Genomic DNA, 510 nt, shown 5'->3' with positions numbered 1-510 from the left:
GTAAATCGACGCGAATTTATGTGGGCGATGTTCCAATCGGTGATGGTGCGCCAATCGCGGTGCAATCCATGACCAATACTCGCACCACGGACGTAGCAGCACCGATTGCTCAAATTAAAGCATTGGAAAATGTCGGCGCGACATTGTTCGTGTTTCTGTTCCGACGATGGATGCGGCTGAAGCTTTCAAGCTGATTAAACAGCAAGTATCGATTCCATTAGTTGCTGATATTCATTTTGATTATCGTATCGCACTGAAAGTGGCCGAATACGGGGTGGATTGTTTACGCATCACCTGCAACATTGGTAATGAAGAGCGTATTCGCTCAGTCGTTGATTGTGCGCGTGACAAAAACATACCAATTCGCATCGGTGTCAACGGTGGGTCGCTAGAGAAAGATCTGCAAATGAAGTATGGCGAGCCGACACCAGAAGCTTTGGTCGAGTCTGCTATGCGTCATGTTGATATTCTTGATCGCCTCAACTTTGATCAATTTAAAGTCAGTGTCAA

At 46.3% G+C, this 510-nt stretch carries 1 pseudogene; it reads left to right on the top strand.

The annotated features are described in order from the left end of the window. Nucleotides 1–510 (top strand): annotated as a pseudogene (locus tag CIK04_RS27915) (flavodoxin-dependent (E)-4-hydroxy-3-methylbut-2-enyl-diphosphate synthase); the annotation flags it as partial.

The sequence above is a fragment of the Vibrio sp. 03_296 genome (genome assembly GCF_002265885.1).
Note: the sequence above shows the minus strand (reverse complement) of the source record. Positions and strands in the feature narration are given on the sequence as shown.